The 22,915-nt window shown below is 58.2% G+C and carries 18 protein-coding genes; 9 read left to right on the top strand and 9 right to left on the bottom strand.

Annotated elements, in window-relative coordinates; genetic code table 11:
* Positions 1 to 118: 118 nt before the first annotated feature.
* The 4 genes from ACFPWW_RS14660 to ACFPWW_RS14675 form a co-directional block, all read right to left on the bottom strand.
* A complete protein-coding gene (locus tag ACFPWW_RS14660; RefSeq protein WP_377312252.1) occupies positions 119 to 310 on the bottom strand; it encodes a hypothetical protein in 192 nt (63 codons plus the stop codon).
* Positions 307 to 2,241: an AAA family ATPase gene (locus ACFPWW_RS14665; RefSeq protein ID WP_377312253.1), complete on the bottom strand. Its 1,935-nt coding sequence runs from the start codon at positions 2,239 to 2,241 to the stop codon at positions 307 to 309. Before ACFPWW_RS14665 ends, ACFPWW_RS14660 begins: the two co-directional genes overlap by 4 nt.
* 44 nt (positions 2,242 to 2,285) lie before the next feature.
* A complete protein-coding gene (locus ACFPWW_RS14670) occupies positions 2,286 to 2,720 on the bottom strand; it encodes a hypothetical protein (protein WP_377312255.1) in 435 nt (144 codons plus the stop codon).
* 411 nt (positions 2,721 to 3,131) lie between these two features.
* Positions 3,132 to 3,329 (bottom strand): hypothetical protein, encoded by a 198-nt coding sequence (locus ACFPWW_RS14675; protein WP_377312256.1) that lies wholly within the window; start codon positions 3,327 to 3,329, stop codon positions 3,132 to 3,134.
* 1,727 nt (positions 3,330 to 5,056) lie between these two features.
* Here ACFPWW_RS14675 and ACFPWW_RS14680 point away from each other — a divergent pair.
* From ACFPWW_RS14680 to ACFPWW_RS14710, 7 genes are all read left to right on the top strand, one after another.
* The gene (locus ACFPWW_RS14680) at positions 5,057 to 5,215 is read left to right on the top strand and encodes a hypothetical protein (RefSeq protein ID WP_377312257.1); all 159 of its coding nucleotides are present in this window, start codon (positions 5,057 to 5,059) and stop codon (positions 5,213 to 5,215) included.
* A 950-nt stretch (positions 5,216 to 6,165) separates the two neighbouring features.
* The gene (locus ACFPWW_RS14685; protein WP_377312258.1) at positions 6,166 to 6,372 is read left to right on the top strand and encodes a hypothetical protein; all 207 of its coding nucleotides are present in this window, start codon (positions 6,166 to 6,168) and stop codon (positions 6,370 to 6,372) included.
* 388 nt (positions 6,373 to 6,760) lie between these two features.
* The gene (locus tag ACFPWW_RS14690) at positions 6,761 to 7,561 is read left to right on the top strand and encodes a hypothetical protein (protein ID WP_377312259.1); all 801 of its coding nucleotides are present in this window, start codon (positions 6,761 to 6,763) and stop codon (positions 7,559 to 7,561) included.
* A gap of 3 nt (positions 7,562 to 7,564) precedes the next feature.
* Positions 7,565 to 9,943 carry a Mu transposase C-terminal domain-containing protein gene (locus ACFPWW_RS14695; RefSeq protein WP_377312261.1) on the top strand — a complete coding sequence of 793 codons (2,379 nt, stop codon included), beginning with the start codon at positions 7,565 to 7,567 and terminating at the stop codon, positions 9,941 to 9,943.
* A 3-nt stretch (positions 9,944 to 9,946) separates the two neighbouring features.
* The gene (locus ACFPWW_RS14700; RefSeq protein ID WP_377312262.1) at positions 9,947 to 10,993 is read left to right on the top strand and encodes a TniB family NTP-binding protein; all 1,047 of its coding nucleotides are present in this window, start codon (positions 9,947 to 9,949) and stop codon (positions 10,991 to 10,993) included.
* Positions 10,990 to 12,519 (top strand): TniQ family protein, encoded by a 1,530-nt coding sequence (locus ACFPWW_RS14705; protein ID WP_377312263.1) that lies wholly within the window; start codon positions 10,990 to 10,992, stop codon positions 12,517 to 12,519. The genes ACFPWW_RS14700 and ACFPWW_RS14705 overlap by 4 nt, the downstream gene beginning before the upstream one ends.
* Positions 12,512 to 14,014: a TniQ family protein gene (locus tag ACFPWW_RS14710; RefSeq protein ID WP_377312265.1), complete on the top strand. Its 1,503-nt coding sequence runs from the start codon at positions 12,512 to 12,514 to the stop codon at positions 14,012 to 14,014. Before ACFPWW_RS14705 ends, ACFPWW_RS14710 begins: the two co-directional genes overlap by 8 nt.
* A 141-nt stretch (positions 14,015 to 14,155) precedes the next feature.
* On the opposite strand, the gene ACFPWW_RS14715 is transcribed toward ACFPWW_RS14710, so the two are convergent.
* Positions 14,156 to 14,635 (bottom strand): hypothetical protein, encoded by a 480-nt coding sequence (locus ACFPWW_RS14715; RefSeq protein ID WP_377312266.1) that lies wholly within the window; start codon positions 14,633 to 14,635, stop codon positions 14,156 to 14,158.
* 536 nt (positions 14,636 to 15,171) lie between these two features.
* A complete protein-coding gene (locus tag ACFPWW_RS14720; RefSeq protein WP_377312268.1) occupies positions 15,172 to 16,977 on the bottom strand; it encodes a hypothetical protein in 1,806 nt (601 codons plus the stop codon).
* Positions 16,978 to 17,240: 263 nt separating this feature from the next.
* Here ACFPWW_RS14720 and ACFPWW_RS14725 point away from each other — a divergent pair, with 263 nt between their 5' ends.
* Positions 17,241 to 17,438 (top strand): hypothetical protein, encoded by a 198-nt coding sequence (locus tag ACFPWW_RS14725; RefSeq protein ID WP_377312270.1) that lies wholly within the window; start codon positions 17,241 to 17,243, stop codon positions 17,436 to 17,438.
* A gap of 277 nt (positions 17,439 to 17,715) precedes the next feature.
* On the opposite strand, the gene ACFPWW_RS14730 is transcribed toward ACFPWW_RS14725, so the two are convergent.
* Entirely contained in the window at positions 17,716 to 19,800 is a 2,085-nt protein-coding gene (locus ACFPWW_RS14730) for a helix-turn-helix domain-containing protein (protein WP_377312272.1), read from the bottom strand.
* Positions 19,801 to 20,546: 746 nt separating this feature from the next.
* Here ACFPWW_RS14730 and ACFPWW_RS14735 point away from each other — a divergent pair.
* A complete protein-coding gene (locus tag ACFPWW_RS14735; protein WP_377312273.1) occupies positions 20,547 to 20,735 on the top strand; it encodes a hypothetical protein in 189 nt (62 codons plus the stop codon).
* A gap of 105 nt (positions 20,736 to 20,840) precedes the next feature.
* Here the strand turns inward: ACFPWW_RS14735 and ACFPWW_RS14740 are convergent, their stop codons facing one another.
* Together ACFPWW_RS14740 and ACFPWW_RS14745 are read right to left on the bottom strand one after the other, a co-directional pair.
* On the bottom strand, positions 20,841 to 21,671 hold the full coding sequence (locus ACFPWW_RS14740; protein WP_377312275.1) for a sugar phosphate isomerase/epimerase family protein: 831 nt from the start codon (positions 21,669 to 21,671) through the stop codon (positions 20,841 to 20,843).
* Positions 21,668 to 22,873: an NAD(P)/FAD-dependent oxidoreductase gene (locus ACFPWW_RS14745; protein WP_377312276.1), complete on the bottom strand. Its 1,206-nt coding sequence runs from the start codon at positions 22,871 to 22,873 to the stop codon at positions 21,668 to 21,670. Before ACFPWW_RS14745 ends, ACFPWW_RS14740 begins: the two co-directional genes overlap by 4 nt.
* Positions 22,874 to 22,915: the final 42 nt, after the last annotated feature.

Below are 22,915 nucleotides of genomic sequence, written 5' to 3' on the forward strand. Positions count from 1 at the left end.
ATGTGCTTGAGCGCGTCGGCTTCAGATCCACCCATTACGTTATGAACGTGAAAAAGATGACTTCATTCGTTCGCTCAGCACCCGCCGCGGGGAATCTACGAAGACGCCGAGCCTTTTATTAACTTTCGTCCGCGGGGTCTTCGGGAATACGATAACGCCTGATTTTGAGAGCCTTCCCATTGCGCCCTGGCTTGATCACGATGCGCCGCCCGACTGTTTTGTCGCCAAGATCATCGAGCAAAGAGCCGAAGGTCAATCTACGCCCGACGGACTGTGGGTCGTCATCGTTGTCCTCGTCGTCGGGCGTCATGATCGCCCTCCGCCGCTGCCGATTTTCGCTTCATGTGCCTTTTTGCCTGAGGCCTCCGAAATGATCTCCTGAACCGCTTCACCGGTCAGCGCGAGCCGCTCTGTGAGGGCAAGGGCAAGAGCATCCAGCGCCGAACGGCCCGTCTCCAGAATGACCAGTGCCGAGTTAAGGCTCGCCTGTAGTCGAGCCTCCACGGCGCGGTCGAGGGTCTCGTCGTGCAACTGCCGGGCCGTGTTGTTGTCAGCTTCCGTCGCCAGCGAAGTGCCAAACCCGAAAGATCTCTCCATCATCAATGCGATTTCAGTCGCACGCACTAAATCCGAACCGGGGCCGCCTCCAGAAGCGACGGAGTGCCCCCCGAGCACAAGCTTTTCCGCCGCCAATCCCGCAAGGCACATCGTGAGTTTCGCGGTTAAGTCCGCTTCGGTCGAGAAGGCGGCACTCGCCGGCTGGAAGCCTGTCAACCCCAGCGCGACCTCCTCCCCCTCACGTGGAAGATGGCTCGCGATTGCCACCATTTCGAGCGGCCCGAGATCGAGCGTCAGGCCTACGATCGCATGCCCTGCTTCGTGGACTGCTACTCTATACCGTTGGTCTGACGTCAGCGGCAGGCGCGAAGGGATCGCGGCGAGGATGTCTTCCTCCAACACAACCGTGGAGCCTCGCCTTCTAGCAAAGCGTCGTGCATCGCGGGCCACCTTCGCGATGTCCGCTCCTGTCATCCCTCGAGAACCGAAGACATACTCTCTGAAATCCGTTTTCGTCTCGTAATCTCCCAGGTGATGCTTGAGGATCTCGATACGGGCGTCGCCATCGGGCAGTTCGATCGCCACGGTTTTCTCCAGCCGCCCCGGTCTAAGCAGCGCCGGATCGATCGCGTCGATGTCGTTGGTAGCCCCAATGACGATGATCCCCTCCCGGCCTTCCGAAGGATCCAGGCACTCCAGCAAGCCGTTGATGACATGACGCTTGTAATCGTGATGTTGGGAGTGGACGTTGAAGCGCCGGCTGCCGAAGCTGTCGAACTCGTCGATGAAGACAATGCATGGGCGCAGCCTATTGGCGCGATCGAACACATCCCGCATGGCCTTGAGGAGGTCTCCCAGGTGTCCCTCCGACTGCCATCGCGCGGCAGATGCAAGCAGCAGAGGAATGTCCACGGTGTTTGCAAGCGCCTGAGCGAACATTGTCTTGCCGGTTCCTGGTGGACCATGAAGGAGAACGCCGCGGTCAACATCCGCCCACTCGAGTTTTCCCTGCTTGTACGCCAGTATATCTGCGGCGAGTTGAAGTCCCCAGTCCCGCGCCTCCCCGTACCCCGCCAGCGTTTCCAGGTTCGGCCCTCTCTTTGACTGTGCCTGGGGCTTCGCTTCGGCATCCGGGTCCTGCATGGATGCGAGGGACTTCAGTGCTCTGGCGACGGGTCTCCCAGGACGTGCCGCGAGGCTGACGGTTTCCAGCGGGAACGCGGCCAGCTGCTCGGCCTCTCCTGGTTTGATGGGCAGGCTAAGACGCTCTGCCGCCCTCGCGAAATCGGCTGCTGTTGGTTTCGGCACGGAAACATCGAAGTCTAATACCAGTCGAAGGTGCTGAGAAATCTCTTCCGGCTTATCGCAGAAGATCACTGCATGTCGAATGGGCCTGAGTTTGGCCACCATCGAAGCTGACGGCTGGTCATTGATCTCGAACGCCTTTGTGACGAGAACCGTTCTGTTTCCTGCCGGATCGTAGTTGTTGTCGGCTTCCAGTAAGGTGTTGCAGGCCTGCCTATAGATGTCGACCGCGCTCCAGTCATCGAGGACCACAAGAGCGCGGAAGCTGGCTTCGGGGTGACGCAGGAAAGGCCTGAGAACGCGCCGGAGTCCGATAGCGGCGACCTTCAATGCCAGGCTGGGACGCCGAGCGTCCCGTTTATATAATTCAAAATCCATAGTGAGCCTCGATACGATGAGATTGGGAATGGGAGGGAAAAGGCTCACCTAGCTATTCGTCTCACCATCGTTTCGGGCCCGAGGATCGCCTCGTCGAGGTCTACCTCGACAAAACCGTGCAGAATCATCGCAGCTACGGCCGCGACGGGCTGGGTCTCACGGATCACCGTGAGGCAATCGGACAAAGGTAATGATCCGTTCTCGTCCAGCACGGACAGAAGACGCACGCGATCTCCGAGCGCCACCTCATGACGACCATATCTGAGGAGGTCGCGGGCGTTCCTTAGCCTGAAACCCTCGTAAACTTCGTTCCGTGAAACCAACCGATACCGCCAATTGGCTCGCGCCGCCGCGTCTCCGAACAAATCGAGGTGCAACTCCGCACGGCGGTCGGGCGCGTCTAGCAACCAAGACACTCCGTCACTGTCGAGTATGCCAAAGTCGGCGACGTGTAGATCGGCACCGATCTCGATCGCCACCGGCATGCAACTCCAAGAAACCACAGACGGATTTACGTCGAGCAGACAGGCAAGATCGCGTGCGGCTCTCGATCGGAAAACTCGAGCGCCTTCACATTTGATGGTTGCAGACGGTGGAAAATTTTGAATGGACGCCCTGCTTCTGGCAGCAGCAAGCGGTCCAGTCCCTGGAATAGACTCCATGGTAGCCTCGATTTTAGGAACACGTCATCAGCCTCAGCGCCATAGCGCGCCGGTCTCAGCGTATTCGTATCGAGTGCAGAACCACGTTGGTCATGTCGGAGCGGATCCGTGTTAAGGGTAGAACGTGAGCATATGCTAATGTGGAATGGTTACGGAATTGATAACGGATTCCGGTTCTGCAACCGGCGATCCAAATCGCGGAACACGATTCTTGAATGAGCTCGAACCTTAGTACCGACCCACGACCTCCGGATTTTCCTCTGTGCAGGTGATGTTGACGAACTCTATCGAAGTTCGGTGGCCGACCTCAATCTGGAGATCCAGATCACGCGTCACCTCCCGCAAAGCTTTCAGCGCTTCCTTCTTCGAGGAAGCCGTCACGCGAAATGTAGCCGTTGTTTTCATGTCGATTACATACTGGGCCATCCCGCCTCCGTCCGATAACATTGATATGCTGCCAAGATGTTCGGGCCGGCGCAACCGCGTCCGTCGCCAATGAACAACGATTGCACAGGCCGCTAGGTCGACCTGCACAAATCAGATTAGTTTGGTGACCGCCCATCGGTCGCGGTACCGGAAGCGATCACGCGATCGATGATTTCAAGGGATTCATATCCGGTGAGGTTTGCGAAATCCCCGCCCGCGCAGTGAAAGAGCGTTAGGAACGCTGGGGCGGCAACCTCTCGCTTCAAGCGCTAGATAGGTGACCGGTGCGTAAAGCCGCGATCGTCATCGAGAGTGCTCCTTCGGCTCGTGAGAACTGTCAGCGGATACATTCAAAGCCCCACATGCTTCCATCGACATTTGTTCGTCCTTTTCGGCCGGCGCGCGGTGGAGCCGCTACGTCCGAACGACGGTTGGAGCTTCAGATCTAAGCGAAAGGTCTCTGCAGGTGGAGGCAAAAACGCCCCGTGAAGGAGCGTGCGCTGTCGGCGGACGGCGCTCGCAACTGATTAGAAGACACCAATTGGCCGGCGCAATCGAGTGGTTAGATGGTCGTTTTAAGCTTCAACGAGCCTAAATCGCTTTTTTTTCGCAACCAATTAAAAAATATTTTTGCTTCAACTACCGGCATAGGTTGCATGGAATTGCCGGTTCGACCTCCGCCCAAACGGGTCCAGGGGGACGCCCGAACGAAGGAAACCTCGATAAATTTTCGCGTTGGGGTCTTGAATTGACGACAACCGGAATCCTTCCTTAATCCTTTGGACTAAAGGAGACCGCGCCATCACAAAGCAGGAAATCAAAGAACTCGCTGACAGTTTGGCCGACATCTGCTTTTCCGACCGCTCGGAAAAATCCCGGTCGGCTGCCGCAAGTCTAGCAAACTTCGACTGAAGGCGCGAGGCGAGTATCGGCGCAATCGAAACCCGGACCTTACAAGGCCTCCCGGCTTCTCGTAACCATTTGCGACCGTCGAGCGCCGGTACATCCAACGCGAGAATTCAAGAACTCGATGAGAGGGCGATTGGACCATCGAATCCTTGCAACACCCGCCAGTCGTAGCTCCTCTTTAGCACCACCAAGCATTAACAAACGAGTTCTACAATTTCCCAAGGAAATCAGCAGCCTAGGAATTTTCACAAATTTCCTTGCGCGCCACTACCTGCCTGCCCCAGAACACGGAGACGTCAAAAATCGTCCTTACGCGCCAAAGTTGAATGGCCGAAATTCGAGGTCTTGTCATTGTCGTGGGGCCGCTTTAAATGCTGCTCAACGGTACCAGCCTAATGGTGCCGGAGGTAGAAACGGACCGCTAATGAGAGCGGCCCGTTTTTGGGTGGCTGGACCTGTTGACGCAGGCGTCAGCCTATGGCTCGCAGTTAGGATTCAAGCCATGAAACATCTGTAAACGGGTACGGCCCGGAAATCAAACGGAAAACCGGCGTTCATCGCTGTATAACGCGTAAGGCGTTAACGGCGATGCTTGACCCGCGTTCTCCCGCTCGCCGGCCGTCGCTATCCGGGGCACGTCTTGCCCTGGACGCCGTGTGCCTCATCACTCGCGAACGCGAACGAATAGCCAGGCGGCGACGCCTGACTGTATTCGCTGCCCGTCAAGTGGTCCAGGCAGACGCCGGAGTGAGCTCAGCTTCCCAATTTGTTCGACGCACGCCGCCGCCTTCGCGAGCGGCCATAGGAGAAGTGTGCCCATGTTCACGTCCAAGAAAATCCTCTTTTCCGCCTCCTTCATCGGATCGGCCGACATCGATCTGCCCGCCCTCGAGGATCTGCTGACCACCCCGTTGCAGGAGGAGATCGCCCGCATGATCTGCTCTGTGTCCGCCCGCCCGGATCGCTACGGCCTGTAAGCACAACAAGCTGAAGATAACTGCTGGAAGCGGGGATCGCCGTCCTCGCGGACGGCGGAGCCATAAAAGGTCGAGTATGAAACACATCTCCACGAAACCCTATAAGCCGGGCAGCGAGATCAAGGTTCGCGCGAGACTCGTCACAATTCCCGACATCTTCATAAGGCGGAACGCCACGACGCCTTGGGCCAAAACAAGGCAGCCGCTCATGATGGAGGACCTTGTCCACTTCGAGACTGATCCCCGCGTCATCGGCATCGCGGTCCATTGGCCCGAACTGCGGTCTTTCGTCGGGCACAATCGTCGATCGCGCCCTAAAATCAGGGGAGTCACTCGCAGCGACCTAACAAGGATGCCCTACTGCGTTTCAAGAACGCGATCCTCAATCGCATTGGAGGCGGGAAATCCTGACATGCAACGGCCCAGCTGTTGTGTTTACCAGAATTTAACCCTCCTCGGCGACGCTTTTGTCCGAGCTGGCCGCCATAGGCCCAGCGATGGAGAGAAGTATGCTCGAGATAATAATATCGACCGAGGCACCTTCGACCCAGAATTAGCGCGAGCTCGTTCGGTCGAAGCCTGCCCGAGGGAAAGGCCCGAGAGAGACCGAACGACAATCGATCGCCGAGTAGATCGTATCATTGGCATGTCGACGGATCTGCGTCGCGAGACCGGAAGCTGTCTACGCCCCCGTGCGTTTGCGCATCGATCGCTCCTTCCCGCCCTGAAATCCGCCCCTGCCATACGAACCTCCGAGTGTGTCGGGGGTCGGTACGCATGACATTTCAGACGAACTGCTGTCAGCCCTCCTAACCGGTAAGCGGTCGCGGGCTTTCACTCAATCCGGTCATGCTCGGTGCCTGAAGCACCGGGCGAAAGGACTATTCATGCCCGCGAGCTACGCGCTCCCGGCAAACGATGACGTGCGTCCACGAATTGGAGAAACCGAAATGAGCAACCTCGCAAATCACGAAAACGATCGCCCCCAATCGTCCGGCGAGTTCGACGACGTCTTTTTCACTGCTGAAAGAAACGTCTACGAGCTGGAGGACGACTTTTACTTCGAGCCACGCAAACGCTCTCCAACCTGGTACGCGCCCAGCCCCGGTGTCGGTCGAAAGGGAGAGCTCCGGCCGACAGCAGGCTTCAAGATCTGATGCACAATCGGTTTTGCACTTTGGCCCTTGGCTGCGCCGGCGCGACGAAAGCGGCGTGCCAGCTCCCGTCATGTCGCCGTTCACAACCGCCGTTGTTGCGGCCAGGGCGAACACCTGGCGCCGGCATCGCCAACAGCCAAAGACCCGCGACACTCGCTGCCGGATATCCCGGCCCCGGGCCGCCTTGAGACGCGCATCCGCGGCGTGGATCGGTGATGGATGGCCCACTGCCCGAAAGACCGCTGCTCGCTTACCGCGATTGCAGCCGGAAAACCGATCTCGTGAGCACCGCTCTCGGGAAACGGAAGATCTATGTCCAAAAAAGGAAACTCAAATGCATCCAACAATCATCCGCGATGCCGTCCACGAACGCAGGCGCGGCATCGACATGACTGGCCTTCCGCGTCGACCGGGAACGGTGTTCGCAGAGCCAGATCGTCCCCGCAAGCGTCCCGGATCGCACCGGCGCTATCGGGGTGACGCCGACATCTGGGAAAACATCTACCCGGAACCGGGAAAATCCGATCGAAACATTGCGATCCGCAATCGCCCGGATCTCATCCCCGTCGAGGAACGCAAAAGCATCGTCTCCAACCGGGTACAAATCGTCGACCCTCTCTCCAACACATCTATGTGGCTCGAAAGCGATCTCGAGGGGGCCGCGATGGCCATCTTCCTGGCCCATCCTGCGGTGGTGGCCGTCCGACCTCAGTTCGGTCCGGTACCATTCGAGAAGGACGGCCGCCGCCGCCAGCATTATTTCGATCTCAGGGTCGACTACCGCTCGGGCGCACGCGGACTATTCGCCATCCGCAATAGCGAAACGGCGGCCGAGGTCGATGCAGATCTCGAATTGATCCGCGCCCAGTCGCTACGCCGGTTCGGACATTTCGTGAAGACGCTCACGGAACAGGAAATCACGAAGGCCGCCGTCTACCGGGCCAATTCGATCCTCCGTGCGCGGGTGATGAACAACGAGAAAAACAACCGCGCCATCCTCGATGCCCTTCGACGGCTCGGCGGACGCGCCCGCGTCTACGACGTCCTGGCGACCCCCGACGTGGTGTTCTCCCACGGCTGGGACGCGCTCTGGGCGCTGATCGACCGGGGCGTCGTGGTCCATGACCATCCCAAGCATTCCGAAATCAATCTCGAACGCCATTCCTGGGTTCGGCTCAAGAGGAACTAGTACATGCAGAACGCACTGAAGAACGAACACGATAAGCCATACACGAGATACACGGTCGGCAGCGACGACTTGGTCATCCTCGACGAACGTCGATACATCCTGATCAAGGAACGGCATGAGGGACCGGTGCTCCGCACCGCGGATGACGAGAAGGTAATTCGAACCCTTCCTCTAACGTGGCGCGAAATCTACGAGCTGCACGGCGAAGGCAGGCTCACGATCGAGAAAGGGCATTTCGGCGCAAGAAGCGCGCTACTGCGCGCGAGCGCGTCCAGGTCTTTCGAAGCCCCACCCGATATCGTGCTGCGTGCCGCGATGGCCACTGACTTCCTCGCGGAAGAGGCGGATGTACACGACACCGGCAATACGGTCTCTCGGTCGAAGGAGAGCATTGCGGCGTTCATGGACCGCTTCAAAGCGGAAAACCCTGAGCTGGTGAAAGCCGCCCACGAGTATCTTTTGAAGGAAGGCAAGAACCGTAAACTCTTCGTCTCAGCCCGCCAGTTCTGCCGCCTTCTCAGGAGGTACGAGGAAGGCGCGCTGGATGCCGTTGCGCTGATGCCGCGCAATGGTGGCGGAAACGCGATCGGATCGTCGTTGAGCGGACCGGAATTGCGGTTCGCTCTTAGATACGCGGACGACTTTCGGACTACGGCCCGGCCAACCAGGAAGGCCGCGTGGGAGGACATGGACCGCGACAACAGAGCCAGGGAGGCACCTTATCGCATTCCCTCCTACTCGCAGTTCTGCCGTCTTATCAGGGAAGCGGGCGATTTCGCGAACGAAAGCGGCCGCACGACCAACAAGCTCCGGGTCCAGCGGAAGCACACTCCGAGCCTGAAAGGGTTACAGCCGGAGAGGCCGCTCCAGATCGTGGAAATGGACGAAAAGCTGCTCGACGTGGTGTCGGTCCTCACAAAGCAGGACCTCTGGCGTCGCCTTGCCGGGCCGATCCGCCGTCGGTTGAAAAAGAAGCGACGTCTTTGGCTTTCGGTGGCGCTTGACGCGCTCACCCGTTCCGTCGTCGCCATGAAGATCCTGCCCGGCGCTCCCAACAAGCACTCCGGCGTGGCGACCATGGCGATGATCGCGCAGGACAAGGACAAGATCGCCGCCCTGACTGGTGCGCGTTCGGGATGGCCACAACGAGGCACTCCCGAGTGGCTCCACACGGACGGGGGAGCGGCATACGTCTGCGTCGAGTTCGAAGTTGCAGCTATGATGTTCACCGGACGACGCCGTATTCCGCCGTCCAAACATCCGCACCTCAGAGCGCGGGTTGAGCGCTTCTTCAGGACAATCAACCAGCGTTACGCGCACCTCTTCGGCGACGCCCAAACGTTCTCGAACATCCTCCTAAAGGATCAGCACGATCCCGAAAAGCATGCCCATATCACCGACGAAGAAATGTACGCGCTGTTGGTTCGTCTCATCGTCGATTGCTATCACAACACCGTCCACCGCTCCTTGGGCATGACACCCTTGCAAGCTTGGGAAATGTACTGCCAGACGTCAAAGGGCGGCGTGGCTCCGCCTCCAACGCCGGCCCAGTATCGCGATATCTTCGGTGTCACGCTTAAACGGACGATCGGCAACCGGGGTATCGAGATCGCCGGCAATTTCTACGCGTCTCCAAAACTCACTGAGGTGAGCACAAAGTGGTACGGACGCGAGCTCGTGGTTCGTCTCGCGGACCAGGACATCTCGTCGATCTCGGTCAAGCACCCCATCCTGAATCAATGGGTCGAGATCCCGGCGGTCCACGACGGCTTGAAAGGCGTATCTCTGTGGGAATGGACCGAAACCATCCGTTTCCTGACCAAGAGGCACGGTCGTAAAGTCGACTACAGCCAGGAAACGGTGGATGTCGCCATTCGCGCAGTGAAGGAGGAAATCGCACTCTCCAGAAAGAAGAACAACCTCGACTTCCGTATCACCACTTCGGACGATATCGAGAAGTTCGAAAAGAAGCTCCGAGGCGCCTTCGCCTACAGTCAGCCTCAGAGGTACGACTTCGGCGAACCTTCTTCCGATGCCGCTTCGGGCGAATTTAATGAAGTATACTCGGTGGAAGACGAACTTCCGGCCGAAGGGGATGGCGAGCCGACAGTCGTAGTCGATCCCTTCAATCCGGCTGGCGCGGCGACTTACGACACCAGTGCATTCCTCTCCGACGACGAACGGCCTCGCGAAGGCGGTGTCGACGGCGACGCATCACGGCGCGTCGACACCTCCGCCCTACCCTCGCCAAACCGCCGCACAAAGCCGGAGGTCAAGCCGGGGCGTCTTTCGAAGGCCAAAGGAAACGAGGTCTGGAAGCAGGCCGAGGAGCCGAAAGCGAAGCGGACGATTCTTATCACCAGCAAGAAACCGGGAGAATGAGGCATGAGCACCCTCGATCAGAGCGAAAGACTGAGGGAGCTTCTGCGGACCCGCATGGACGATGTCGGTCTTCGGCGCGCAGAACTCCTCGCAGGCCTCAATGAGGTCTACGTCCAGTCCGACAACGACCAGGAGCTGGATATGGAGCTGGACCTCTTCAAGTCGTATATTCTCGACCCACAGGTCCGCGATGGATATGCGGTTGCCGTTGTAGGACCCTCGGGCGCGGGAAAAACCACGCTCGTCAATCAAAGGTTGGATTCCCACCCCGCCTTCCAAAAGTTCGACGACGGATACGGAAACACCGTCCAGTTCGCCATCCGTGTCCAGACACCCCCCGCTTGCACACCGAAATCGCTTGGAAGGGCAATCCTTGGCGCGACGGGATACGATGTGGTCAGGACGCCGGAGGAAACCGACCTTTGGCCGCTGGTGCGCCGCCGCCTCCGCGCCAAGATGGTGAAGGTGATCTTCTTCGACGAGTTCCAGCATGTGGTGATGGCTCCAAAGGCGAAAGGAGCCGCGCACGTAACCAACACGGTGAAGGAACTGATGCAGGATCCGGAATGGCCGTTGTGGATCATCGTAGCTGGGGTACCCGACGTCCTCGACGTTATCGAGCGTGACCAATGGTTCCAAATGGCCCGCCGCGTGCGCACGGTCGAGATCGACAACCTCGCAAATGACAAGAATGACATCGACAACACGCGCGAGATCCTCAAAGCGCTCGCCGGCAGCTGCAGGTTGAAGCTGGGGATTCCGGCGGGCGACGAATTCATGCGGCGATTGATGCACGGCGGCCTATGGCGGTTCGGTATGACGATTCAGCTGATCAAAATGTCCATCGAGGTCGCCCTCTTCGACAACCAGGCGACAGGGAACCTTTTCGTCGGCCATTTCGAGAGGGGCTACAAACGGCTATCCAACTGCTCGAAAGACTCGAACGTCTTCGTCGTAAAACACTGGCATCGCATCCAACGGCACGTGACGAAGAAGGGCCGAATTTCCAGGTCCTTCGAGCTGCTGGAAGAAGAAGAGGCTTCCGAATGAGCGGCTTGCTTCGCGTTCCTCTCTTCGATGACGAGATTCTGATCAGCCACGTCTCACGAACGGCCCGGGCGAACGGCACATCGCGGATGGCTGCGTTCTGCACCGACCTTGGACTCGACGCCCGAGCTATCCGCAACGGACACTCGACGGCGATCGAAAGGTTTGCCACTCTTCTCGGATACGACCCGGACCGCCTTATGGCCCAAGCCTTGAGGGTTTGCGAGGACGGCAGCACTTTCCTCTTCGGACACCACTTTCAGAAGGGCATGCTCTGCCGCACTGGCTTTCGGTATTGCCCTGAATGCTTAGAAGAGGACGAACGGTACAGACCACGAATGCCCGGAACGCGGCGGTATCTGCGGGCGCGCTGGATGCTCAAGAGTATGATGACCTGCGTGAAACATGGGCGGGCATTGGAGATCGCCGACGGCCAGTACAAGGGGCAGCACTTGTCGGATATCTGCCTCTGGTTGGATGCTCCGTATAAGAACGTTTCATCGCCGGCACTGCTTTCGGAACATCGCGTCCCTACACCGTTCGAGAAGTTCGTCGAGATCCGTTTCCCCGGGCAATCAACCGGAAATGCGTTTCTCGACGGATTGCCACTACCAATGACGATCGAGCTTTCGGATTTGCTGGGCACGTGTTTGCTATTCGGCCACAGTTATCACGTCAAGGAAATCGACGGCAACGCCAGGAGGCGAGCTCTCGACGAGGGTTACCATGCGCTTGCACGGGGCGAGAGTGGCGTCCGCGAAGCTCTCGACCGCATCGTCGGGCACGTGAAACCCGGAAGGGTCGGCGGAGGTCAAGCGCTCTACGGGCGTCTCTATCATGTCCTCGAGCGAAAGCCTGTCGCCTATGACTGGCTCAAGGCGATCTTACGCGATCACGCCCTTGCGTGCCGTCCAATTCATCCTGCTGCGCCCCTTTTCGGGAAAGTGGACGTCGGTTGGACGACGCTTCGCGATCTCGCCTCCGAAGCCGGACTTTCCGAAGAAGTCCTGTATCGGCACCTGGTTGTCCTCGGATTCATTGGTCCGGGCCATCGCCGCGCAAAAAACCTCCTTATCGCCCCCGACATTTCGGCCGAGGTCGTCGCCTCGTTCCGCGGGGCGCTCGATACCGCGGGCGCATGCAAGATCCTGGGCTGTAATCGGAGGGATTTTGATCTTCTCGTTGAGAGCGGCTTCATCAAGCGGCTTCTGCGCCAGACCGGCGCTGGCGAGGTGCCTGGCAGCCTACAACGATATTCTCGGCAAGATGTCCACAACGTCCGAAGATGCCTAGAGCCAACACTCGTAGAACCTGCTGCGGATATGGTATCTGTCCGGAAAGCGATACGGATCGCTGGCTGCTCGCGTGCCGAGTTCCTCGATATTCTTTTGCGAAAACGGCTCCGGAAAGTGGCGAGGCTCGAAGATCATCCGCTATTAGCCAGTCTGCTCGTCGACGCAAAAGAGCTTCGGGCCGTCGTCGCAGGCAACTACCTACGCTCCGATTGCCCATCGGCTTCAAATGGCTAAATCCGACATATGCGATATACCGCGCTTCGCCAAAGGCCTGCTCCGAGTGCCTTTTTTCGAAGACGAGCTTTTGACCAGTTTCGTCTCCCGTATGGCCCGCGCGAACGGACGGTTGTCCATGAACGCCTTTTGCTCAGACCTCGGACTGAAGGCCGATGCGATAGCCACGGGCAATGGTCGCGAGATTGCCAAGCTTGCCGTTATCTTCGGATATCCCGAGGAAGAGCTCATATCGCGCCGCTTAGTTGGCGACACCGATAGGGTCGCTCGGTCCGGTGGGGAGCGACTCCCGCCAAGACTGGATAAACTGCATCTGCGTGTATGCCCGGATTGCCTCTCCGACGACGAACAAGAAAAATCCCGCATGCCCGGCACACGTCAGTACGCTCGGGCAGTATGGTTACTCGCCGATGTCGGAACCTGCACGCGGCATGGACTTGAGCTGACAGCGCTGCCGTATTCATCACTGCAACGGAAAAAAAGCTACGACTTCTGTCTTTTGGTCGACGATTTCCGCGGTCGGATACAACAGCATGCCCGCACCGGAAATCGGCGCATTCCGACATTGCTCGAGACTTTCATTATGGACCGCCTAGCGGGAAAACGTGCCCACGGCGGCATATTGGACAACCTTGATCTGGACGCCGGGATCGAGCTATGCCGCATCCTTGGCAGTGCCGTCGTCGGCGGACGTCGGAGCAAAATGGCCGAAGCAGGTGAAGATCCCAACGCAGTGAACCTCGCGTTCCGGGCGCTCCGCCATGGCGGTTTCGAGCTGGAGCTCGCGCTCAAGAGGATCGCCAACGAGCGAGGGAACGGCATAGAGACGCTAGATTGGCTGTATCGTGAGTTACGGAATCGCGAGCCCCCAATCCGACGGCTCTCGTGTCTGGTAGCCGATTTCGTAGGTCGACACTGCACATTCCTGTATCAAGCGTCTGAAATAGCGGCTGCTGACCGGGAAACTTGGCTACCGATTTCGAAAGTGGCGGCGGAGTCGAGCGCTTCGCTTGTGATCGTGGCGAACCTGCTCGCGACGGACGACACATCGCCTCCTGTCGCCCGCTCATTCATAAGGCGGGATCAGGCAGAGCGTGTGATCTCCTCGCTCGCGAAGTCCTGCATTGTCGCCCAAGCGGCAACGATGCTCGGCTGTTCGTCGATGGATTGCAGGCTCATGATCAAATACGGCCTGCTGCAGCGGATCGGTAAAAGGATGGAAGCTCCGCTACACAGCAGCGACCGCGTGTCTATCTCAGAAATCGAAAATCTGAAGGCAAAGGTGCGGAAGCGGGCGAGCTCGCGAAAGCCCGGAATGACTTCGATGCACCGGGCTGCCGCAATGATGAAAATATCCCGCGTGCGCGTGTTGCAGATGGTTTTGGATGGCGAATTCGCCAACGTGGGCTTCGATGCCTCGGGCGGCTCCGCGATATTTCGCAGCGTCGTTGTGGACACTTCGGAACTGAATATCTCCGCACGCGATCCGCGATGATCAAACGTGCCGCGTCCGATCCCGCGATCACGGTATAGACACGTTATCAAAGACCGGCGGGAGCTGGTCCTTGTCTTTTGGGAGTGGATTATCCTCGAGAAGACACATTCTGCAGAACTCTTCCACGACGTGATGTAGTTCCTAGCCAACCATCGTGGACATCTCCGATCCCCGCAAACAATCTTCGAAAGCTGACCGTACGAATTCGTCGTTGTAGGCCGTTTCGATCGGAAATCTCATGCTAGCCAAATCTGCGGGACATCCCCCAAGCTCGCGATCGATCCAATCTTCGATTTCGGCGATCGTCTGGTCAGCAGCTTTCAGCAGGCCAAGGGTCGCCATGGATCCGGAATACATACTTATAGGATCTTTTCCGAACCCGTTGCCATACGCTACTTCCACCCATGCCTCCCTGTTGCGACCTATCGCGTAAATCCGGTTTCGCCCTCCGGAAAATAACGCGGCGTCGATTGCCGATCGGTCACGGGTTGCTGTTAGTACCCGCCGTCGCTCCTCGTCATCGACTGCGACCTCAAATCCTGCCCACAAGATCGCGTCGATCACCTTGCTGACGATTAGGCGCTCTATGATGTTTCGATAGGTACGAGTGTTGATGATCATACTTCCCCCTGGCTTGCTTTGGCTTTCAGGCCGACAACAAAACGATCGGCCGAAACGGGCGAGAGGGCAAGCCCCAACGAGAACATTTGTGAACAAAATAGGCAGCGACGGCTCGTAGTCGTCACTTGTCGCGACGAAATATCGAGAGGAAAGCTAGCTTCCGATCGGTGGTACTGACTGATCTGTCAGACGGGAGGAGCTCGGGCAGAAGCCGTCACCTGTGACTATTTGCTTCGCGAAGTTTCCGGGTATCGATTTCGATCAAAGATTGCGGCCCGTGGGGCCGCGAAGCCCATCAGAATTCTTAAGCGCGAGATTCCGCTTGCAGCGCATCGATAACGGCCGGACCATTCTATCAGATACAAACAGAAATCCCCTTCATGATTCCACGAGTCGCTGGCGTTTGCCGTTAAAGCCGAGCGACCCGCCGACGCTCAGGTGGGTGTGATGATGCCGCTGATAATGATTTACTGCGACGGCGTCGGGAGAATTAACCGCTTTGCATCACACATCCCGCAGGGTTCTAGCCTCGGCGACTACAGGCTGATGCACTGTTCGTAACGCCACGACCACGACTGGGTGTTTGCTCGCCCATCAATCGTCTGATCGACAATCGCATGCGGCTTGAGGGTCAACAGTATCGATTTGCTTCCCTCATCCAGCCCCAGCGGCCGCGTAACCCCGGTTTCATCGCGCCACATAGCCACGGTATAAGAGGGCTTGTCATAGATCTTCGCCTTGTTGGTTCGATCCATCAGCCCCATCGAGGTCACGGTCAAGACGGAAGTACCGGGATCATCTGCGAGTGTTGCAGCGTAGCGTGCAGGCCAGCGGTTCGCAGTCTGTGGGCCATCCATCAGAAGTGCGAAAAGGAGGTTGGGACCGATAGCTCGCAGGATGTCGTGACACGGGTCACTGCGTGCGAGATCCTCACAGATCATCGAGGTAAGAACGGACGTCTTCCTGAAATGGAAGAAGTGGATTTCCCGCTGCGCGATGGTGTGCCGCTCCCACCATGAACTGCCGTCCTTCAAACTTGGGAGAATGTTGTCGAGATCATAGGTCTTGATCTGGGAGGGGGAGAGTTTCCAGCGGTGGTGCTTGCGCCTGCTTGTCAACAGGAAGCGGTCGTCGACCGGAGCGTTGACCGTCCTGTCTACAGGCCACATCGCGGTAAGAACGAAGTTTCCGGTCTCGCCCTCGCAGTTGCTGCTGCTACCACTAATCGCGAACTCGAGACCTGGCTCTTCCTTCTTGAGATATGAGCAGATCTTGTTGAACAACGGTTCGGTGAGAGCATATTCGGGAAAAACGACGCCATTCAATGCGCCGGCCGTCCTTCTCGCTTTGAGGGCTGCCAGCGCCTTCCTGAATTCGCCGAGAATGAGTTCGATGAGACCTTTCTCATCCTCGAGCCAGCCCTGCCTTATCTCGAAGTTACCCCAATTGGGCCGCTTCGTCGGCTCGGGCTTGGAATTGCTGTCCTGAACGATCCATGCGTCCTTCATTTCGAAGGGCAGCGGGACGATCAGAACATCGAGGTCGTCGGCCTCCTCGCCGACTTTCTGAGCGATCGGCTGCTGCCAGTGACACCTGACACTCCCAACGTGGGGGATGTACGCCGCGTTGCGAGTGAGATTTCGCAAATTGCATCCCACGGAGGAAATGCGGCTTTTCGGCTGCACACACCCAACATCCGGATCAGAGAAGACCCCGAAAGTGGCCCTCTGCCGCCCAGCTCGGTATGCCGTCGTACCGGACAGGGTCTTGCCGGAGAAAGGTGCCGCGTTGAAGATCTCGAACTGGTCGATCATCCAGCGATCAGGATGCTCGGCGGAGGCGCGCGCACCCAGGCCAACGCATGCTTCGTCAGCAATCAGGATCAACTTGACAGCCGCGGCCCACCAAGCCGGAGCCGCGCTGCCTCTCTTCGTGTTGAGCGAAGCCCGCAAGGTCTGCTTGTGCGCCTTGACCAGGACCTTCCACAGCGTAGTAGCAAGCCCGGGCACAGACTTTTTGGTTGCCCAAGTCGCTCCGGCCGCCAGACATTCGTCACGCTCCTGCTTGCTGATGGAAAAGCAAGGAGGGTAGGCATCCGTATTGTCGGAGTGATCGGGATCGGGTTCGAAATAGGTGAGCAACCCGGAGGTATAGATCAGGTGCGCCGTAACGGCGAAGAGATCAGTGGGCCAGACAGGGGGTGCGCCCCAGTGTTCGCGGAACGTCAGCTCGGGAGTTTGGCCCGGTATGGCGCCCTCGCCCAAATCAAAGAATGGGTAGGTCCCTTCAGGCAACATATTTTGGATCGCCAGACCAACTTTCAGTTCACGAATTTCAGGCATGCGACGTCATTCCCTTGAAAACAACTTTGCGACGCCTAACTGACTATCGATAAAGTTGCAACGGCGCCCCCTCGGCCGATTGACAAAAAGCCGAAAAAGTTTAAGGAACCGAGCGCAGACGTAGGCGTTTGGGCACAGGATGTTAACCTTTGGTGGGCAGCATCCTACCGCTTGACGCATACGAGTCCAAATGCTCTAGTTGAAAAGGGGATAGGGCTCGGAGTCGTTGCGTCTGTACGACTGAGCACAGAAAGGGTCACGAGATGTCAGCTTTGATTTCAAAATCGCTTCGGAGCGAGGTGCTTACCTCGGCGAAGGAAAAGCGCGCGGGTGCCGTCGAGACCTTGGTAAAAATGTACAGCGAACACGCTAAGGCAGCTGCCAAGCGCGCGAAACGGCCGTGGACGGAAGAGATGGACAAACGCATTCGCACCCAGGTTGAGAAGCAGCTTGCTCTCTAATGTCGAAGGGTCCCTCGGGCCCTTTTCTCGATTTCTAGTGTCAAATCCATAGGCTGCGACAATTTCGCGCGGTAAAGTACTCCGCCTGTCCCGCGCGATTTAACTTTCCCCCAGCCACCCTCTACGTCAGCACCCTGAATGGTTGATCCCTGCTGAGGAACAAAGCCGCCGCGCTCCGAATTGGAAGCTTCCTCTGAACGCGCTTCCCCGATAGGAACGAGGCGATGACATTGCAACGGAATATCTAGCATCCCAAGTAGCGAGTTTGAAACTAGGATTACTCGTTGGCAACACGGGTCGCTTCCAGCAAACGGCTCAAGACTAATTCCGCCCATGCGTCAGCAAGGCGGGCATCAACCTTGTCGCGAGCTTCCGAGAGCTTCGGCGTTTCCTCGAACCAGGCCTGGACCATGTCGGCGATATCTTCGCGGTATCCGCGACCACCGCCATAGCGAGACTCGAGGTTCGACCAGAACTCGGCCGACGCATCCAGATATGGTTTGAACGTGTTGCGACCGATCGTTTGGGCACGCTGGAGAAATTCCTGACGCCAGTCACGGAGATCCTCGACAAGTGTCTCAAGAAGGCCGGTGATTTCGGGAATTGGCCTGAACTTCTCCTGCAGGCTCTCAAGACGGCCCGTGATTTTCGTTACGTAGTCGCTGGACCGGCGATTGGCGTCCGCGCGAACCCCGGCACCGACGAAGTGATGGATTTCAAAATGCAACCAAGAGCCCCTTCGAGTGATCGCAGCGGCTATCGAACTCGGATGCCCCGACTTGATCTGTTCGATAAGCGTCTGATGGGATGGCCGGACGCTCTTCGGCAACTGACGATAAGATTTAACGGCTGACTGCACTTCGGCCTCAATCGCCACGCGTGCCTGCTGGATGCGGGCGGCGTCAGCGTTCGTTACGAGGTCATGTGATAGGGCGACGAACCTTTGCAGGCGTTCGACCTGATGGGCTCTCAGGGCACCGACACGGTCTTCGATTTCCTGCCACGCATGCTGCGCCGAGCCATCCATCGCGTTGAAGAAGACCGTTGGGACATGGCCGACACCCGCTTCCGCCAAGCTATTCTCGACCTGCGCGAGGCGCAAAGCGTAGCCCTGTTCCACTGACTCGGCTGGTTCACCGCTGTCGTCCACGACCTTTAATGCCTCGTCGCCGCGTGGCAGAACAAGGATCATCACGCGCTGGCGCTCGATGGCGTCGGACCCGAGCTCGACCATGCTCTTCATGAGCTTCAGCGGATCCGACCCGGGAGCGTCATTGAAGGCGCTGCAAAGGACAGTCAAAGTCCTCGGATCATTATAGAGCTGCTGGAGGTCGGCGCGCTCGGTCGTGACATGGATACCCTTTGTGTCAATAATCGAGAGGTCGTATTTCGACGGCCGCACTACGCCCGGCGGCACGAATACCACAACTCGCTGAGGCAACGAAAACCGGGAATGTTGCCCAAAGTTGATTTTAGTGATGTTTTCGGAAAGCCAGCGAAGGCCGTCTTCATTGGTTTCCGACATAATTAGCTGCGTTTCAGTACGCTCACTGAGCTTCATCCGGTTGAAGATTTCTTCGGTGACGTCATCCTGGTTACCCTGGGCCGCCTCCAGCATATCCTTAATCGGGTCGAGGAGCGCCTTGACGTCCTTGGGGTCGCGTGACTTTTTGAGATCTGACATGTTGCGGATGGCGCGGTCCAGCTCGCTAGAGACACCACCCTTGCCTTCGGCAATTGCTTGAACCATCTCGACCAAAAGGAGACGGACCTCGTCGGACGACATCGGCTCGACGGCAATACCATATGCCGGAGCTTTCCTAATCTGCACTTCGCTAGTTGTCGTACGGCCACCCGTTGCCGGGAACACCGGCTGCAGTTGCCCCGTTTTACTTGCGATCGTCAGGTCCGTCAGGAGCGACAGGGCTGTAGTCTTGCCGACCCCCACCGCACCGACGAAAGCCAGCGAATGATCGATTTCGCCTACGAATTCGGCAGAGGTTTCGAGATTGCTGCGGATCTGGTCCAGAGGGACTGAAAGCAGAGTATCGTACTCTTCACTCTGCTCGAATTCCTCGAGTTTCTGCAAGGCCTGCTCGGCTTCCCACAGGGCGTCACGATCAGGGTGTTGGAAGGATGGACGGCTGGTTATCGTCCACGGCAACGCGTAGTAGGCAAGGACAGCGCGTGCATCGTCCGTGTCGACTGCCTCGAGGTAGCGCCGTGCCATGGTCTCGTCGGCATGCTCGCTTTTCTCGAGTTTAGATACGACGCTCGCGCTGACCCCCAACCTCTCCGCCAAAATAGACTGCTTGATGTTCGCGCCTTCGCGGACGCGCTTGAGAACAATTGCGGGAATCATGAATTCAAACCTCCTGGTGCAGCCTCCTTTAGCGCAACGCATTTTTTCCGTCAACTTTCTGGAAAACTTCTCGCACGTTTTCTGAGAAGTTTCTCGGACACTTTCCGCGGGCTTAGGGAGTTGCAGGCTGAAGCTAGGACCCCGGCACGCGACAAGTTCATCCGGTGATTGATGAGCGGGGGGCAGTGGCGGTTCCTGGATTGACCTTTGTCACTCGCGAAAATGACGCTGGATCAAACACTTAGACTCCTGCGTCAAACCATCCCGATATCCGCGCCAAATAGGATTATTTTCCTGAAAAATTTTCTGAAAATACCGTGCAAAAACAGTGGCCAAAGTATAGCGATTCAAGTCAGACTTGGCCGGTTCCTACAGAAATGCAGTGCCAACTGCCGGTCGGAATCGACATCCAAAGCTGCTGGCGCAACGTCTGGCACCACGGCTTGGCCATCGAACTTGTCGAAGAACCAGAAATCCGCGCTCTTGCCTGCATTTTCGCAATCGGCTAATAATTGCGCCAGAGTTTTCAACAATGGAGGCGTGCAATGACAGATATTTCTTCATCCAACGCCTCTTTGGCATAGGCTTTCGAAGCTCCTTCCTCTCGATTAGATCCGAGACCTTTCAGGCTTCACCATCCGAAGATGGCACCCGTTTCGCACGCAGCGTCCGGGCGCGTAACGTCCGCGCCGTCGCGTTGCGCAGTCTCAGCTTGAAAGAAGGGCGGTTCAGGATCCTGACCGCAGATGATCATGAACAATCAATACGCCGGCGAGAGCCTGGCGGCATCCATGAGCGAACTTTGCTCACGCTTCAGCTTTCGACAGATCCTCGTCGCAACCATTGTTGCCCGGTGGAAACGTCGTCGCGCGGTGAACAATATTGACGCTCTCCCCTCGTGGCTGCGCCGTGATCTCGCTTTGTCCGATGAGTAGGTCCAGCCGGCTACAACTGATGCCAGGCAATTGCCCGGCAGGGGTGATTTCAAATGTCAGAATGAGATCACTCCTGCCGGTTTGCAGCCGAGGCGGCCATGACGGTCATATCCCGTCCCAGAGATCGCGGAGCATCTGCCGAAGCGATAGTGCCTCGGCCCATCGATCGGTCGTGTCGTTGCCGTCTCGCCCGGTGATCGCATAGGGCTGCGGCCCAAGTTCGCAGGTGAAGACCAGTTCGGCATTCGAAGCCGCGCGACTGCGCCAGTCGCGCATGCCACAGTCCCACCATTGCAGGAAGAGATCGACCCAGGGCCGATGGTGCGGAAACGAGATTTCGATTTGCACCTGTTCGCTCGACGCGACCCTGCCGTGAAAGGCATGGGCATTGTACAGGATGCGACGGATCAGGGCATCCGTTTCGGGATCGGCAGGACAGGCAAACTCGCGTGCGACCGTAAAATGCGAGAGATCGGCCAGCAGCGGCAGGTCCGGCCGTCGGTCCAGCAGGTCCAGGGTGAAGAAGAGGTCCGTCGTCATCCTGCCGCGATGGGTTTCGATGAAGACGGGTACGCCGGCATCATGGGCAAGCTGCATCCAGCCATCCAGGATCGGCAGGCAATCCTCGATGCGGCGCAGACGGATATCCGGCTGCAGACCGATATGGCTGACCGGAAATTCCGCGGCAAGCTCCAGGGGCAGCCGCAGATCTTCGATGCCGCGGGGAAAACATATGCCTTCGATCTTCAACCCGGTACCGCGGAGAGCGTCGTTGAGCCTCACGACGTCGGCCCGGTTTGTATAGTGAGCGCTGACGCCATCGAAGCCAGCTTCCGAAATCATCGCGATATTCTCGTCGAGGCTGCGCTCATATCCGTCGGCCCGTCGGCGCTCCATGGCCCAGAGCGACTGAAATATCAGGAGCTTCTGCATCATGCCGCCCGCACGCTCTTCAGCAGCATCTTGAGGTTTGCGTCAGGATCGGCAAGAGCGGCGGGATCGGGAGTGACCCCGGCAGCAACCAGCATTTCCGCAAGCTTGATATCCTTGGCCACGGCGCGGCCCACACCAAGGCCGGCGGCCGCCACAAGGCGCCCATCCTCCAGATAGAACGCGATCTCCTTGTCGCCGGACGAACGGACGATACTGCGATGGAACGGTTGCGGCAGCCCGACCACCTGCAGGCAGAGATCATATTGATCGGACCAGAACCAGGGAATGGCGGCGAAGGGCTCGGCCGCGCCGAGCATGTTCCGCGCAGCAGTCGCTGCCTGATCTCTTGCATTCCTCCAGCTTTCAAAGCGGACATGGCCTCCGCCCGGTTGGCTTACAGCCGCGCAATCGCCTGCCGCGAAGATATCGGCTGCGCTGGTGCGAAGACAGGCATCTGTCAGGATACCATTGCCCGTCGCCAGCCCGGCTTGCTGCGCCAGCGAGATCTCGGGCACGACACCAATGGCGCTGACGACGAGTTGTGCCTGGACCCTGCTGCCGTCGGCCAGAAGGACGCCGTCGTCATCGATAGCGACGACACCGCGATCCAGATGGAAGCTCACGCCCTCTGAGACGTGTCTGGCATGCAATCCCTCTGCAAAGCGCGGCGGAACGGCGCGCCCCAGCGGTTTGGGGGCAGCTTCAATGATGCTGACCGCAACATCCCTGCCGCGAAGGACGGACGCGAGTTCCATACCGATCAGACCAGCGCCGATAATGGCGACACTTCCGCCTGCCCGGACATTGGCGAAGATTGCCTCGGCATCGGCATGAGTGCGAAAGTCGAGCGTGCGCTCGGCGCCCGGACAGGCAAGCTTCCTCGGGCGCGCACCGGTGGCCAGCAACAGCTTCTCATAGGTCAGGGGCCGACCGTCGCTCAAGATGACGGTAGCAGCGTCGACATCCAGCGTCGCAGCCGACACTCCCCTGCGATAGTCGATACCGGCGGCGGCCAGCGCATCGTCGGTACAGATCAGCTTCATCTGCACGGCGCCATCCATCGGCTTCGACAAGGGCGGTCGTTCGTATGGCAGATGCGGTTCTGCGCCGACCAGGACTATCGTTCCGGAATATCCGGCCTCCCGCAAGGCGAATGCCGCACGTGTACCGCATTCTCCAGCGCCGATGATGACAATGCCGCTCATAAAACTCTCCATGAAAAAGGGGCCGGCGCTCGTGAGGAGGAG

This window comes from Rhizobium sp. GCM10022189, from assembly GCF_042656325.1.
Classification (GTDB): domain Bacteria; phylum Pseudomonadota; class Alphaproteobacteria; order Rhizobiales; family Rhizobiaceae; genus Rhizobium.